The organism is Amycolatopsis viridis (genome assembly GCF_011758765.1).
In the GTDB taxonomy this organism is placed as follows: Bacteria; Actinomycetota; Actinomycetes; order Mycobacteriales; family Pseudonocardiaceae; genus Amycolatopsis_E; species Amycolatopsis_E viridis.
This window is the reverse complement of record NZ_JAANOU010000001.1, coordinates 4,543,078-4,556,906: the sequence shown is the minus strand read 5'-3', so window position 1 is coordinate 4,556,906 and position 13,829 is coordinate 4,543,078. Positions and strand designations below refer to the sequence as shown.

Annotated in this window: 12 protein-coding genes and 1 pseudogene; 9 read left to right on the top strand and 4 right to left on the bottom strand. The window is 72.8% G+C overall.

The window, feature by feature from the left end; genetic code table 11:
• Positions 1-211: 211 nt before the first annotated feature.
• Genes gatC through solA form a run of 5 tightly spaced genes read left to right on the top strand, consistent with a single transcriptional unit; the run spans position 212 to position 5,172 of the window.
• Entirely contained in the window at positions 212-511 is a 300-nt protein-coding gene (gene gatC / locus FHX46_RS22505) for an Asp-tRNA(Asn)/Glu-tRNA(Gln) amidotransferase subunit GatC (protein ID WP_167098794.1), read from the top strand.
• Positions 508-2,013, top strand: coding sequence for an Asp-tRNA(Asn)/Glu-tRNA(Gln) amidotransferase subunit GatA (gene gatA, locus FHX46_RS22500; RefSeq protein ID WP_167118559.1), 1,506 nt, complete (start codon positions 508-510; stop codon positions 2,011-2,013). The genes gatC and gatA overlap by 4 nt, the downstream gene beginning before the upstream one ends.
• Positions 2,010-3,515 (top strand): Asp-tRNA(Asn)/Glu-tRNA(Gln) amidotransferase subunit GatB, encoded by a 1,506-nt coding sequence (gene gatB, locus FHX46_RS22495; RefSeq protein WP_167118556.1) that lies wholly within the window; start codon positions 2,010-2,012, stop codon positions 3,513-3,515. The genes gatA and gatB overlap by 4 nt, the downstream gene beginning before the upstream one ends.
• Before the next feature lie 2 nt (positions 3,516-3,517).
• The gene (locus tag FHX46_RS22490) at positions 3,518-4,033 is read left to right on the top strand and encodes a hypothetical protein (protein WP_167118552.1); all 516 of its coding nucleotides are present in this window, start codon (positions 3,518-3,520) and stop codon (positions 4,031-4,033) included.
• Between the two features lie 11 nt (positions 4,034-4,044).
• Positions 4,045-5,172 carry an N-methyl-L-tryptophan oxidase gene (gene solA / locus FHX46_RS22485; RefSeq protein WP_167118549.1) on the top strand — a complete coding sequence of 376 codons (1,128 nt, stop codon included), beginning with the start codon at positions 4,045-4,047 and terminating at the stop codon, positions 5,170-5,172.
• Positions 5,173-5,197: 25 nt separating this feature from the next.
• On the opposite strand, the gene FHX46_RS22480 is transcribed toward solA, so the two are convergent.
• Complete coding sequence (locus FHX46_RS22480) at positions 5,198-6,397, bottom strand: PQQ-dependent sugar dehydrogenase (RefSeq protein WP_313886220.1); 1,200 nt, start codon at positions 6,395-6,397, stop codon at positions 5,198-5,200.
• Positions 6,398-6,449: 52 nt separating this feature from the next.
• On the opposite strand from FHX46_RS22480, the gene FHX46_RS22475 reads away from it, so the two are divergent.
• Together FHX46_RS22475 and FHX46_RS22470 are read left to right on the top strand one after the other, a co-directional pair.
• On the top strand, positions 6,450-7,364 hold the full coding sequence (locus FHX46_RS22475) for a 2-hydroxyacid dehydrogenase (protein ID WP_167118546.1): 915 nt from the start codon (positions 6,450-6,452) through the stop codon (positions 7,362-7,364).
• A pseudogene (locus tag FHX46_RS22470) lies at positions 7,348-7,614 on the top strand (VOC family protein); the annotation flags it as partial. The gene FHX46_RS22475 and the pseudogene FHX46_RS22470, both read left to right, overlap by 17 nt.
• Here FHX46_RS22470 and FHX46_RS22465 read toward each other — a convergent pair.
• Positions 7,602-8,243 carry a CGNR zinc finger domain-containing protein gene (locus FHX46_RS22465; RefSeq protein WP_167118540.1) on the bottom strand — a complete coding sequence of 214 codons (642 nt, stop codon included), beginning with the start codon at positions 8,241-8,243 and terminating at the stop codon, positions 7,602-7,604. The pseudogene FHX46_RS22470 and the gene FHX46_RS22465 sit on opposite strands and share 13 nt — an antisense overlap.
• A 66-nt stretch (positions 8,244-8,309) precedes the next feature.
• Between FHX46_RS22465 and FHX46_RS22460 the strand changes: the two genes are divergently transcribed.
• Complete coding sequence (locus tag FHX46_RS22460; RefSeq protein ID WP_167118536.1) at positions 8,310-9,014, top strand: haloacid dehalogenase type II; 705 nt, start codon at positions 8,310-8,312, stop codon at positions 9,012-9,014.
• Between the two features lie 15 nt (positions 9,015-9,029).
• Entirely contained in the window at positions 9,030-9,650 is a 621-nt protein-coding gene (locus tag FHX46_RS22455) for a DoxX family protein (RefSeq protein ID WP_167118534.1), read from the top strand.
• On the opposite strand, the gene FHX46_RS22450 is transcribed toward FHX46_RS22455, so the two are convergent.
• Both FHX46_RS22450 and ilvD read right to left on the bottom strand, forming a co-directional pair.
• Positions 9,647-11,866: a hypothetical protein gene (locus FHX46_RS22450; protein WP_167118531.1), complete on the bottom strand. Its 2,220-nt coding sequence runs from the start codon at positions 11,864-11,866 to the stop codon at positions 9,647-9,649. The genes FHX46_RS22455 and FHX46_RS22450 overlap by 4 nt on opposite strands.
• A 114-nt stretch (positions 11,867-11,980) precedes the next feature.
• Complete coding sequence (gene ilvD, locus FHX46_RS22445; RefSeq protein WP_167118527.1) at positions 11,981-13,825, bottom strand: dihydroxy-acid dehydratase; 1,845 nt, start codon at positions 13,823-13,825, stop codon at positions 11,981-11,983.
• Between the last annotated feature and the right edge of the window lie 4 nt (positions 13,826-13,829).

The following is a 13,829-nucleotide window of genomic DNA, read 5'->3' as shown; positions in this document are numbered from 1 at the left end:
AACCCCTCTCGGGTCCGGCGCTCCCGCCTCGCCGGGGAGCGCAACCGGCCGCTGATTGTGACAGACGAAGCCCGTCACGGGGAGCCATCGTCTGCCTACCGAGACCGGATTGCGCGCGCTCCGTTCACAACCCGGTCGAGGTCGCAAGCCCCGCCGCCATAGACTTGTGTCTCACCGAAACACCGATCCGCACACCCCGGGAGTCACCCGCGTGCCCAACATTTCCCGCGACGAGGTCGCGCACCTGGCCAAGCTCGCCAGGCTCGCCGTCACCGACGAGGAGCTGAACGTCTTCGCAGGTCAGCTCGACCAGATTCTGGACGCGGTGGCCAAGGTCAGCGAGGTCGCCGACGGCGACGTGCCGCCGACCTCGCACGCCGTGCCGCTCACGAACGTCTTCCGCGAGGACGTGGTCCGGCCCGGGCTGACCCAGCAGCAGGCCCTGGCCGGTGCGCCGGCCGCCGAAGAAGGCCGCTTCCGGGTGCCGCGGATCCTGGGGGAGGAACAGTGACCGACCTAACACGCCTGTCCGCGGCCGAGCTGGCCGGGAAGATCCACGCGCGCGAGGTGACCTCGGAGGAGGTCACGCGGGCGCACCTGGACCGCATCGGCGAGGTCGACGAGGCCGTGCACGCGTTCCTCACCGTCGACGCCGAGGGCGCCCTGGCGGCGGCGCGGGCGGTGGACTCCGCGCTGGCGCAGGGCGAGGCCCCGGCCTCGCCGATCGCCGGCGTCCCGCTCGCCCTCAAGGACGTGCTGACCACCGCGGGCCTGCCCACCACCTGCGGGTCGAAGACCCTGGAGCACTGGATCCCGCCGTACGACGCGACGGTCACGCGCAAGCTGCGCGAGGCGGGCGTGCCGATCCTGGGCAAGACGAACATGGACGAGTTCGCGATGGGTTCCTCCACCGAGAACTCGGCGTTCGGTCCCACGCGCAACCCGTGGGACCACGCCCGCATCCCGGGTGGTTCCGGCGGCGGCTCGGCCGCGTCGCTGGCCGCCTTCGAGGCGCCGCTGGCGATCGGCACCGACACCGGCGGCTCGATCCGCCAGCCGGGGGCGGTCACCGGCACCGTCGGCGTGAAGCCGACCTACGGCGGCGTGTCCCGGTACGGGCTGGTGGCGTTCTCCTCCTCGCTCGACCAGGCCGGGCCGTGCGCCCGGACGGTGCTGGACGCGGCGCTGCTGCACGAGGTCATCGCCGGGCACGACCCGCTCGACTCGACCTCGATCGACGCGCCCGTGCCGCCGGTGGTCGCCGCGGCCCGCGAGGGCCTGCGGGGTGACCTCACCGGTGTCCGGGTCGGCGTGGTCAAGGAGTTCAGCGGCGAGGGCTACCAGGCCGGCGTGCAGCGTTCCTTCGAGGCGGCGGTCGCGCAGCTGACGGCGCTGGGCGCCGAGGTCGTCGAGGTGTCCTGCCCGAACTTCGTCTACGCGCTGCCGGCGTACTACCTGATCGCGCCGAGCGAGGCGTCGTCGAACCTGGCCCGCTTCGACGCGATGCGCTACGGCCTGCGGGTCGCCGACGACGGCACGCACAGCGCCGAAGAGGTCATGTCGGCCACGCGGGAGGCCGGTTTCGGCGCCGAGGTCAAGCGCCGGATCATGCTCGGCACGTATGCGTTGTCGTCCGGCTACTACGACGCCTACTACGGCTCGGCCCAGAAGGTGCGGACGCTGATCGCCCGGGACTTCGAGGCCGCGTTCGCCAAGGTCGACGTGCTGGTCTCGCCGACCACCCCGACCACCGCGTTCAAGATCGGCGAGCGGGTCGACGACCCGATGGCGATGTACCTCGCGGACCTGTGCACGATCCCGGCGAACCTGGCGGGCAACGCCGCCATGAGCGTGCCCAGTGGACTGTCCGATGAGGACGGGCTGCCGGTCGGGCTGCAGATCATGGCTCCGGCGCTGGCCGACGACCGGCTCTACCGGGTCGGCGCCGCCTACGAGGTCGCGCGCGGCCCGATCATCGACCGGGTTCCGGAGCTGAAGGGAGTCTCGGCGTGACCGCCGTTGCCGAAGTCATGGACTACGCCGAGGTCGTCGAGCGGTTCGACCCGGTGCTCGGGCTCGAGGTCCACGTCGAGCTGAACACGAAGACCAAGATGTTCTGCGGCTGCCCCAGCGAGTTCGGCGGCGAGCCCAACACCCACGTGTGCCCGACCTGCCTCGGCCTGCCCGGCGCGCTGCCGGTGCTCAACGGCAAGGGTGTCGAGGGCGCGATCCGCATCGGCCTGGCGCTCAACTGCGAGATCGCCGAGTGGTGCCGGTTCGCCCGGAAGAACTACTTCTACCCGGACATGCCGAAGAACTTCCAGACCTCGCAGTACGACGAGCCGATCGCGGTGAACGGCTACCTGGACGTCACCCTGGACGACGGCGAGGTCGTGCGCGTGGAGATCGAGCGCGCGCACATGGAGGAGGACACCGGCAAGTCGCTGCACGTCGGCGGCGCGACCGGGCGGATTCACGGTGCGGAGCACTCGCTGCTCGACTACAACCGGGCCGGTGTACCGCTGATCGAGATCGTCACCAAGCCGATCGTCGGCATGGGCGAGCGGGCCCCCGAGGTCGCGCGTGCGTACGTGACCGCGCTGCGGGACCTGCTGCGTGCGCTGGACGTGTCGGACGTGCGGATGGACCAGGGCTCGCTGCGCTGCGACGCCAACGTGTCGCTGATGCCGAAGGGGGCGAGCGAGTTCGGCACCCGCACCGAGACGAAGAACGTCAACTCCTTCCGCAGTGTCGAGCGGGCCGTGCGCTACGAGATGACACGGCAGGCCGCGGTGCTCGTCGCCGGTGGCACGGTCACCCAGGAGACCCGGCACTTCCAGGAGGCCGACGGCACCACCTCGCCCGGCCGCACCAAGGAGACCGCCGAGGACTACCGGTACTTCCCCGAGCCCGACCTGGTGCCGATCGCCCCGTCGCGGGAATGGGTGGCGGAGCTGCGCGGGACGCTGCCGGAGATGCCGGCCGCCCGCCGGAAGCGCATCCAGACCGAGTGGAACCTCTCCGCCGAGGAACTGCGGGACCTGTTCAACTCCGGCGCGGTCGAGCTGGTCGAGGCGACGGTCGCCGCGGGTGCGAAGCCGAACGACGCGCGCAGCTGGTGGGTCAACTTCCTGGCGCAGGAGGCCAACTCCCGCGAGGTCGAGATCGCCGCGCTGCCGATCACCCCGGCGCAGGTCGCCCGCGTCGCCGCGCTGGTCGACTCCGGCGAGCTGACCAACAAGCTCGCGCGCGAGGTGGTCAAGGGTGTGCTGGCCGGTGAGGGCGAGCCGGACGAGGTCGTCGAGAAGCGGGGCCTCAAGGTCGTGTCGGACGACTCGGCGCTGCTCGCCGCGGTCGACGAGGCGCTGGCCGCGCAGCCGGACATCGCCGACAAGATCCGCGGCGGCAAGGTCCAGGCCGCGGGCGCGATCGTCGGTGCCGTCATGAAGGCGACCAAGGGCCAGGCCGACGCCAAGCGCGTGCGTGAGCTGATCATCGAGCGGGTGGGCGCCTGAGGATGCCGCCGAAGGTGTCCGCGGAGCCGGCGCGGTTTTCGTTCGCGCGCGTCAGCTGGCGCGAATGGACGGGGTTCGGGGCGGGCGTGCTGGCCGCGCTCGCCCTGTTCCTGCCGTGGACGAACCTGTCGGCGCAGGACCAGGTCGTCGAGGAGGCGTTGCGGGACCTGCCGTCCTCGGACGTGGCGCGGGACGCGTGGACCGGCGGGTTCCTGGCCTGGTGCGGGCCGCTGTTGCTGCTCGTCGCCGGGGTCGCCGTGGTGGCGTGCGGGCAGTTCCGCAAGGTGCGGACGGCTGGGCTGCCGCACCTGTGGCTGATCTGTGCGGCGGTGGCGCTGGTGTTGATGCTGCTCGCGTGGTTCGCGATGGGCCGGCAGTTCGACGAGGACACCCGCGCGCTGCTCGGCCAGGGCGGCATCGTGTGGTACGCGGGGATCGGGCGGTACCTGGGCATGCTCGGCGGTGTCGCTTCGGTGGCCGCCGCGGTGCTGGACGTGCGGGCGCTGCGGCGCCGCTGATGGGGGTGGTCATGGCAGTCGACGCCGACGTGGCGGTGGTCGGGCTGGGCACCATGGGGTCGATGACCGCGTGGCAGCTCGCCTGCGCCGGGGCGGACGTCCTCGGGTTCGAGCAGTTCGGCATCGGGCACGACCGGTCCGCCGCCGGTGGCGAGTCGCGGATCTTCCGCACCGCCTACCAGGAAGGGCCCGAGTACGTGCCGCTCCTGCGGGAGGCGCACCGGCTGTGGCGGGAGCTCGAGGTGGAATCGGGCAGCCGGCTGCTGACCGCGACCGGCGGGCTCACCATCGGCGCCGAGGGCACCGAGGCGATGGCCAACGTGCTGGCCTCGATCGAACGCTTCGGGCTGCCCGCGGAGGTGCTCGACGCCGCGGCGATGGCGTGGCGGTACCCGCAGCACCGGCTGGCCGACGGCGAGATGGCGGTGCTCGACCACACCGCCGGGGTGCTGCGGCCGGAGTTCGCGGTGATCGCGGCCGTGACCCGGGCGGTTTCGCTGGGCGCCCGCGTGCACCGCGGGACGGCCGTCACCGCGATCGAGCCGTTCGACGACCACGTCGTGGTGGTGGCCGGGGAGCGGCGCTTCACCGTGCGGCAGGTGGTGGTCGCCGGTGGGCCGTGGACCGCCCGGCTGGTCCCGGCGCTGGCGGACGCGGTGCACGTGCGGCGGATCGTCATGACGTGGTTCGCGACCACCGACCCGGCGCGGTACGGCCCGGAGCGGTTCCCGGTCTTCATCCGGCAGAGCGGGGAGCGGCACGTCTTCGGCATTCCCACCTTCGACGGGGGCTCGGTGAAGGTGGCGCTGGTCGCGGAGGATCCGGTTGCCGATCCGGACGCGCTCGACCGGGACGTGCGGCCGTCCGCGCTGTCGGCGATCAGCTCACTGGTGGAGGACTGCCTGCCGGAGCTGCATCCCTATCCGCACCGGGTGTCCGTGCACATGGACGGCTACACCGCCGATGGGCATCCGCTGGTGGGGGCCGTGCCGGGCGTGCCGAACGTGGTGGTGCTGGGCGGGTTCTCCGGGCACGGGTTCAAGATGGCGCCCGCCATCGGCCGGGTGGCCGCGGATCTCGTGCTGCGTGGCGAGGGATCCGTGGGGTTCCTGGATCCGGGGCGTCACGCGCGAATCTGAACGCCCGGCGGTCGGTGTGCCGGCGCTAGTCCTTGCCGCTGCCGCCGCTGGGGGTGGCCTGCAGTGAGATCAGCACCACCCGGTCGTCGCTGGACACCGGCTGGCCGCCGTCCTTGTTGACGGTTCCCACCAGGGCGAACTGGCTGTCGATCTGGTCCAGGCCGCCGTAGCGGCCGTAGGCGGTCCCGTTCTTGCCGTCCATCAGCGGTTTCGGTTTGCCGCCGACCGAGCCGTCCAGCGTGATGGGCAGTTCCTGCAGGTTGGCGCCCACCGAGGAGGCGATGACGATCGACGCGCCGCTGTCCGCGCAGCCCGCCAGCGCCGGCTTCTCCGGCCACGTCCAGGTCGGCACGGCGAGCGACGCGCCGGGGGTGACGGCGTACAGCGCGTCCACGTCGGCGCCGCGGTCGGTGATCCAGGTGCGGGAGCCGTCCGTCGCCTGGCACAGACCGCCGGGGGAGTGCACCCCGCTGGCGTAGACCCGCGACCCGGGCGCCGGGTTGCCCTCGGCCGCGTTGCCGGTCGTGTCGATACGCAGCACCTTTCCGGCCAGCGATCGCGGGTCGGCCGCGGCGGACGGGTTGCCGGCGTCGCCGGTCGCGACGAGCAGCGCGCCCTTCCCGTCGGTCATGATCGCGCCGCGGTTGCCCGTCGCGCCCTTCGGGATGCCCGTCAGCACCGGCTTCGGCTGCTGGCCGCGCGTGAACCGGACCACCCGGTTGTCCGTCGCCGTCGTGACGTAGGCGAACACCAGCTGGTCCTCGGGGTAGGTGGGGGACAGGGCGAGCCCGGTGAGACCGCCGTCGCCCGTCGCCTGCACGTCCAGGCGCGTCACCTCGGTGGCCGGGCCGCCCGCCGTGACCTGCACGACCCGGCCGGTCTTCCGCTCGGCGGCCAGCGCGCCCGGCGCCGCCCCGGTGTTCGGCAGGGCCGCGACGGCGGACACGGTGTCCAGGCAGGTCGCGATGACCGACTGGTCGTAATCGGTGCAGCCCTGGGGCGGCGGGATCGACGTCTGCGGGGTGCTCGGCCGCGAGGGGTCGGCACCGCCGCCGGCCTCGGGTACCTGGGGCTGGGGACCGGCCGGCGCGGTGAGCTCGGGCGCCGGTTCGAACGTCTGGTTCGCGGCCCGGTCGTCGAACTGGGCGCAGCCGCTCAGCAGCAGCCCGCAGGCCGCGAGCAGCCACCACGGCCGCCGCGGCGCCTTCCCCATCCCGACGCGCACCCGCCCAGCCTAGGTGCCGCCTGGTGAACGACGGGTAAGTACCGTGGCGATCATGCCCGTCACCGTGCTGGTTCCCGACGAAGACGGCGTGCGCGCGCTGCGTGAGCTCGCCGGGGTGCGACCCGTCCGCTACAGCTGGCGCGAGCCGCTGCCGGCCGGGGCCGCCGAGGCGGAGGTCCTCGTGCCCGGTGCGCACCGGCCCGAGGAGCGCGCCGCCGTGCTCGGCGCGCTGCCCAACCTGAAGCTGATCCAGCTGCTGTCGGCCGGCGCGGAGAACTGGATCGGCACGGTGCCGGACGGGGTCCTGCTGTCCACCTGCCGGGGCGCGCACGGTGGCAGCACAGCCGAATGGGTCGTGGCCGTGCTGCTGTCGATCTACCGTGAGCTGCCGGGCTTCGCCGCCGGTCAGGCCGCGCACCGGTGGGACCCGCACGCCACCGGCACCCTGCAGGACAAGCGGGTGCTCGTGATCGGCGCCGGCGACCTGGGGCGGCAGCTCGAGCGCCGGCTGGTGGCCTTCGACGCGCGCGTCACGATGGTCGGCGTGACCGGGCGGGACGGCGTGCACGCGGTGGACGAGCTGCCCGCGCTGCTGCCCGGGCACGACGTCGCCGTCCTGGTGGTGCCGCTGACCTCCCGCACCCGGGGGATGGCCGGCGCGGAGTTCCTCGCCGCCATGCCGGACGGCGCGATCCTCGTCAACGCCGCCCGCGGGCCGGTGGTCGACACCGCCGCGCTGCTCGCCGAGCTGCGGGCCGGCCGGTTGCGCGCCGCGCTCGACGTGACCGACCCGGAACCGCTGCCCCCGGACCATCCACTGTGGACGGCGCCGAACGTGGTGCTGACCCCGCACGTGGCCGGCTCGGTGACGGGCAGCCAGCGCCGCTCGTACGCGGTGGTGGCGGCGGAAATCGCCCGCTACGCCGGCGGGGAGCTGCCGAACAACCTGGTGCGCGGGGAATACTAGGCCGAGCGAGGTGCCTGGCCTGCTGTTCATCCGCGTGCCGGAGGGCAAGGCCGCGAAGAACCGCGTCCACCTCGACTGGATGCCGGACGGCCGGACGCGGGACGAGGAGGTGGCGCGGCTACCCGCCCTCGGCGCGGAACCGCACGAGGACCACCGCACCGCCGACGGGCTCGGCTGGGTCACCCTGCGCGACCCCGAGGGCAACGAGTTCTGCGTCGAGCGCGGCACGGGTGAGCGTCAAGTGTCCTGACCGGACCCGTCGCCGGAGCCGGTCTGCTCCGGGCCGCGGGCCGCGGCCCTCCGGGCGCGGTGGTTGGCGACGTTGGTGCGGTTGCCGCACAGGCCCGGCATGCAGTAGCGGCGACGGCCCGGCCGGGTGGTGTCGATGAAGGCTCCCCGGCAGGTCGGTGCGCCGCATTGGCGGAACCGCGGCGCGCCGAGGACGTGCACGACCCCGAGGATGCCGACGCCGCAGATCACCGAGAGCGCGTCGGCGACGGTGCCGTCGGCGCGGAGGCGGGTGGCCCACTGCGTGCCGCTGCCGGGTGCGGGAGCGGGAACGAGGGTGACGCCCTGGGCGGGGGCGGTGAGCGCGGTGGCGCCGGCGACGAGGCGATCCCGTTCGGGGTGATCGATGAGGTCGCGCACGGTCGTCCGCAGTGCGTGGACGGCCTGGAGGTCGGTTTCGCGTGCGCGGCGGGCGAGTTCGGACAGCGCGCGGGAGCCGCCGCCGTTCCCCGGGCCGTGCCGGTCGGCGAACGCGACGAGGGCGGCCAGATCGGGCAGGTGGTCGTCGCCGCGCCAGACCTCGGCGGTCGTGTTGACCAGCTCGGTCGCCACTCCCGCCGCCCAGGCGTACTCGTCCAGCACAACTTGCATCCGTGGCGAGCCTCCCCTACGTTCTCGGTTAATCGTAACTTTAACCCTTACAGGAGACCGTGGCCCATGCCCCAGCTGGAGATCGACGCGATCGTGTTCGACGTGCTCGGCACGCTCGTCGACGAACCCGCGGGTATCCGCGCCGGTATCCGGGCGCTCGACCCGGCGCTCGACGAGCCCCGCATCGAGCAGCTGCTGTCGATGTGGCAGCAGCACATCGAGGGCGAGCAGCGTCGCGTTCTCGACGGTGACCGGCCCTACCTCACCACCGAAGACCTGGACCGGGAGGCCGCCCAGCTGGTCGCCACCGCCGCCGGGGTCGACGACCCGGCCGCCGTGGCGGAGCTGGCCCGCTCGGCTCGCCGGCTCCCGCCGTGGCCGGACACCGTGGCGGGGCTCGCCCGGCTCGCCGACCGGTTCCCGCTGATCGGGCTGTCCAACGCGAGCCGGACGGCGCTGCTCGAACTCAACGCCCACGCCGGACTGCGCTGGCACCAGGCGCTGTCCGCCGAGGATGCCCGGACGTACAAACCGGATCCGGCGGTCTACCAGCTGGCCGTCGCCGTGTCCGGGCGACCGCCGGAGCGGCTGCTGATGGTCGCCGCGCACGCCTGGGACCTGCGCGGTGCGCAGGCGCTGGGCCTGCGCACCGCCTACGTCGCCCGCCCGGTCGGTGATCCGCCCGCCCCCGCGGACCGGTTCGACCTGCACGCCGGCGACCTGGCGGACCTGGCCGGCCGGCTCGGCGAGAGCCGGGAACCGTCCGCCTGAGCTACCCTGCGCGGGGTGACCAGCCCGCAGGACGATCCACCGGCCCGCAACCCGTTCACCGAGTCCGGGTACTACCCTGCACCGGACGCCGATAGCACCAGCGTGCTCTCCGGTGTCGAGGACCGGCCGTCGCCGCCGGTGAACCGCTACCACGGCGGTTTCGATTTCGCGCTGCTCGTGCTGCGGGTCCTGCTCGCGGCGATCATGGGTGCGCACGGGTTGCAGAAGGTGTTCGGCCTGTTCCAGGGCCCGGGCATCGACGGCACGGCCCGCATGCTGGAATCGCTGGGCTACACCGCCCAGCCGACGCTGCTGGCGTGGATCACCGGTCTCAGCGAGCTCGTCGGCGCCCTGCTGGTGGTGCTGGGCCTGTTCACCCAGGCCGGTGCCGCCGCGCTGCTCGGCGTCACCGCGAACGCCGTCTACGCGCAGTGGCGCGGCGGGTTCTTCGAGCCGCGCGGTTTCGAGTTCGAGCTGCTGCTCGCGGGTGTCGCGTTCGCGCTGCTGTTCACCGGATCCGGCCGCCTCGCGCTGGACCTGAACACGCCCTGGCGCCGCCGTCCGGTGCCGTTCGGCTTGTTCTTCCTGCTGGTCGCCGCCGCCGCGGCCGTCGTGGTGATCGTGCTGGCCCGCTAGTCCCGTTTCAGCGCGTTGGTGACGCCCGCGATCAGCGCCGCGGCCAGGATCCAGCCGCCGACCAGCAGCACCCAGCTCGTGGTCACCGCGAGGCCCTGCGGGAACCACCCGGTCTGCTGACCGAGGTCCACCGGCAGGACCACGTCCAGCGCGTAGGCGAAGGCGTTGAACCGCGGCACGTCCACGCCCTTCGCGACGAAACCGCCGGGGTAGGTCAGGCCGAACACCACCGCGCCGACGGCCAGCAGGGCGCCGAGCCACACCCCGGCGAGCCACGGCCGGTACCCATAACCCACCGTCACCTGCAGCAGGGCGTTCCACACCTTGCCCGGCCGGTGCAGCTCGCGCCGCCGCCGTCGCTGTTTGGCGTACGCGACGCGGCGCGCGTCCTCGAGGCGACCGGACTCGCGGTAGCACGCGGCGAGCCGGTCGTAAGTGCCCGGCGCGAACCGGCCCTCGTTGCGGTCCAGCCAGTCCAGGCGCTGGGCGACCGGCACGTCGTCGTTGGCCAGCCAGCGGTAGGTGAACCCGTTGAGCCGCAGGTACCGCGGCCAGGTGCGCGGCTCGTCGTCGAGGACCTCGGCGCTCGCGTTGCCCAGATCGACGGCGCCCTCCGGTGCCCGCCGCAACCGCAGTGACAACCGGCCGATCCGCGCCCGGTCGAGCGCCAGGCTCCGGGGGCTCCCGGCGAGTTCGGCGCCGGTCAGGTCCAGCACACCCAGCCGGGCGTCCGGCAACTCCACGGCGCCGCGCGCGATCAGGTCGTCGGCCTTGAGGTCGTCGTGGACCGTGAGCCCCCGCGCCACCACCGCGGCACCCCCCGGGTTCGACAGCCGCGCGCCGGTGAGCTGCATCTCCTGGATCGACGAGCCGGTCAGCACGATCTTGCCCCGGACGGTGAACCGGTTCAGGCCGAACAGGCAGCGATCGATCCGGAGGGTGTCGGCGGACAGCGCGGAGCCGCCCGGGTTGAGCAGGCGCGCTCCGCTGAGGTCCACAGTGGCCACCTGCGCGTTGCGCAGCAGGACCTCGCCCCGGAAAGTGGACTTGTCGCCGTGCAGCTCGCCCGGCACGGTCACGCGGTTCGCGTTCAGCGCGATGCCACCGGGGTTGGTGAACCGCGCCCCGCCGAGGTCCAGCGAGCCGCCGACCCGGGTGCCCCGCAGGTTGACCACGCCCGTGGCGTGAAAGCCGTCGGCGCAGAACACCGACCGGCCGACGACGAGGTGCTGCGCGGCGAGCGCCGTGCCGCCGCGCTGCTTGACGCGGGCACCGCGCAGGTCGAGGTTGCCGTCGATGCGCGCGTCCGTGAGCTCCACGCCACCGCGCACGACCGGGTTACCGCGCACGTCCTGGCCGACCGCCAGCCGCGGCGCGTAGAGCGCGGACCAGCCGAAGCAGGTGATCCGGGCGCCGGTCAGCAACAGCGAACCGCTGATCCGCGCGTCCTGCAAGCTGATCGCGCCGTCGATTTCGGCGTTCTCGAACACCGCTTCCCCGGTGAGGGAGGCCCGCTCGGCCAGGAGCGCGTACTGCCGCGGCGAGCTCAGGCGCGCACCGGACAGGTCCAGGCCCCACCCGCTGGACGCGTTCGACAGGTCCACCAGGCCCTCGGCGGAAAACGCTTGCGACTCACGGTCGTCGAGCAGATCGGTGCCGAGGAAGATGCCCTGCACCGCGGTCACCCCGTTCGCGCGCAGCGCCGGGCCACGCGAGTTGCGCAGGTGGGCGCCGCTGAGGATCAGCTGACCGTCGATGTGCGCGCCGAGCAGGTCGATCACCGCGTCGGAGGTGCGGCTGCGGCGCAGGTTGAGCGAACCGTCGATGCGCGCCCGCTGTGCGTTCAGCCCGCCGAGGTGGGATTCGATCAGGGCGATGCGCGACGTGCGCGCGTCGATGAGCTCGATCGTCTCGTCCACGTGGCACTGCGCCAGGATCAGCACGCGGCTCAGGGTGGCGGAGGTGAGGTTGAGCGAGCCGACCACGCGCACGCCCATCAGCATGACCACCCGGCCCCGCTGCACCGGGCGCGCGCCGGTGAGCAACTCCGCGAGGAGTTCGGCCCGGATCTGCCGCGACGCGGGCCAATCCGCACCATTGGCCGGGTCGTCGGCCGCGGGATCACCGGTCTTCGCGTACAGCTGCGCCTGATCGTCCTTGTCCATCGCCAGGACGAGCTCGCGCTCGAGGTCGGTCAGATCTACGTCGCGGAGCACCGCACCCCCATCTCGCGTACCGATCCGGGTCATTCTGGCACCCACCGGCGTGCCGGCGACCGGGAACGACGAAGGGTCCCGGCGGAAACCGCCGGGACCCTCCACCACACCGCTTTACCGGTTCGGGTCGCGGACCGCACCCGTGTCGGCCGAGGTGGCCATCCGCGCGTAGGCGCGCAGCGCCGCCGTGACCGGACGCTGCCGGTCCACCGGCTGCCACGGCCGTTCGGACGCCTCCATCTTCGCCCGGCGCTCGGCCAGCACGTCGTCGTCCACCAGCAGCTCCAGCTTGCGCTCGCGCACGTCGATCAGGATCTGATCACCGTCGGCGACCAGGCCGATCGTGCCGCCGGCCGCCGCCTCCGGCGAGATGTGCCCGACCGAGATGCCCGACGAGCCACCGGAGAACCGGCCGTCGGTGATCAGCGCGCACTTCTTGCCCAGCCCGGCGCCCTTCAGGAACGCCGTCGGGTGCAGCATTTCCTGCATGCCCGGGCCGCCCGCGGGACCCTCGTAGCGCACCACGAGCACCTCACCCGGCTGGACCTTCTTGCCCAGGATGACCGAGACGGCCTCCTCCTGGCTCTCCACCACGCGCGCCGGGCCCTGGAACCGCCACAGCTCCTCCTCGATGCCCGCGGACTTGATCACCGCGCCGTTCTCGGCCAGGTTGCCGCGCAGCACCGCCAGGCCGCCGTCGGCGGTGTAGGCGTGCTCGATGTCCCGGATGCAGCCGTTCGCCGCGTCCGTGTCCAGCTCGGTCCACCGGTTCGACGTCGAGAACGCCTCCGTGGTGCGGACCCCGCCGGGCGCGGCGTGGAACAGCTCGATCGCTTCCGCCGAGGCCGAACCGCCGCGGATGTCCCAGGTGGACAGCCACTGCTCGAGGGAAGGGGAGTGCACGGAAGTGACGTCCTCGTTGAGCAGTCCGGCGCGGTACAGCTCGCCGAGGATCGCCGGGATGCCGCCGGCGCGGTGCACGTCCTCCATGTGGTAGTCGGAGTTCGGCGCGACCTTCGACAGGCACGGCACGCGGCGGCCGATCGCGTCGATGTCGGAGATCGTGAAGTCGACCTCGCCCTCCTGCGCCGCGGCCAGGATGTGCAGCACCGTGTTGGTCGAGCCGCCCATCGCCATGTCCAGCGCCATCGCGTTCTCGAACGCCTTGCGGTTGGCGATCGAGCGCGGCAGCGCGCTGTCGTCGTCTTCGCCGTACCAGCGCTTGCACAGCTCCATGACGGTGCGGCCGGCGTCCTCGAACAGCTTGCGCCGCGCGGCGTGCGTGGCCAGTGTCGAGCCGTTGCCCGGCAGCGACAGGCCCAGCGCCTCGGTGAGGCAGTTCATCGAGTTCGCGGTGAACATGCCCGAGCACGACCCGCACGTCGGGCACGCGGACCGCTCCACGATGGACAGCCCGTCCTCGTCGACGGCGGGGTTGGCCGAGGCGGAGATGCTGGTGATCAGGTCGGTCGGCGCGTGGGCGACACCGTCGACGACGACCGCCTTGCCGGCCTCCATCGGGCCGCCGGAGACGAACACGGTCGGGATGTTCAGCCGCATCGCGGCGTTGAGCATGCCCGGCGTGATCTTGTCGCAGTTGGAGATGCAGACCAGCGCGTCGGCCTGGTGCGCGTTGACCATGTACTCGACCGAGTCGGCGATGATCTCGCGCGAGGGCAGCGAGTAGAGCATGCCGCTGTGCCCCATGGCGATGCCGTCGTCCACCGCGATCGTGTGGAACTCGCGCGCCACCCCGCCGGCCTCGCGGATCGCCCCGGCCACGATGTCGCCGAGGTCCTTGAGGTGTACGTGCCCGGGCACGAACTGGGTGTAGGAGTTGGCGATCGCGACGATCGGCTTGCCGAAGTCGCTGTCGGTCAGCCCGGTGGCCCGCCACAGGGACCGGGCGCCCGCGGCGTTGCGGCCGTGGGTGGTTGTTCGGGAGCGCAGAGCAGGCATGTCC

Coding starts and splice junctions, on each gene's coding strand:
- solA (WP_167118549.1), top strand. CDS start 4,045: ATGGCAGTCGACGCCGACGTGGCGGTGGTCGGGCTGGGCACCATGGGG.
- FHX46_RS22465 (WP_167118540.1), bottom strand. CDS start 8,243: ATGCAAGTTGTGCTGGACGAGTACGCCTGGGCGGCGGGAGTGGCGACC.
- FHX46_RS22490 (WP_167118552.1), top strand. CDS start 3,518: ATGCCGCCGAAGGTGTCCGCGGAGCCGGCGCGGTTTTCGTTCGCGCGC.
- ilvD (WP_167118527.1), bottom strand. CDS start 13,825: ATGCCTGCTCTGCGCTCCCGAACAACCACCCACGGCCGCAACGCCGCG.
- FHX46_RS22475 (WP_167118546.1), top strand. CDS start 6,450: ATGCCCGTCACCGTGCTGGTTCCCGACGAAGACGGCGTGCGCGCGCTG.
- FHX46_RS22460 (WP_167118536.1), top strand. CDS start 8,310: ATGCCCCAGCTGGAGATCGACGCGATCGTGTTCGACGTGCTCGGCACG.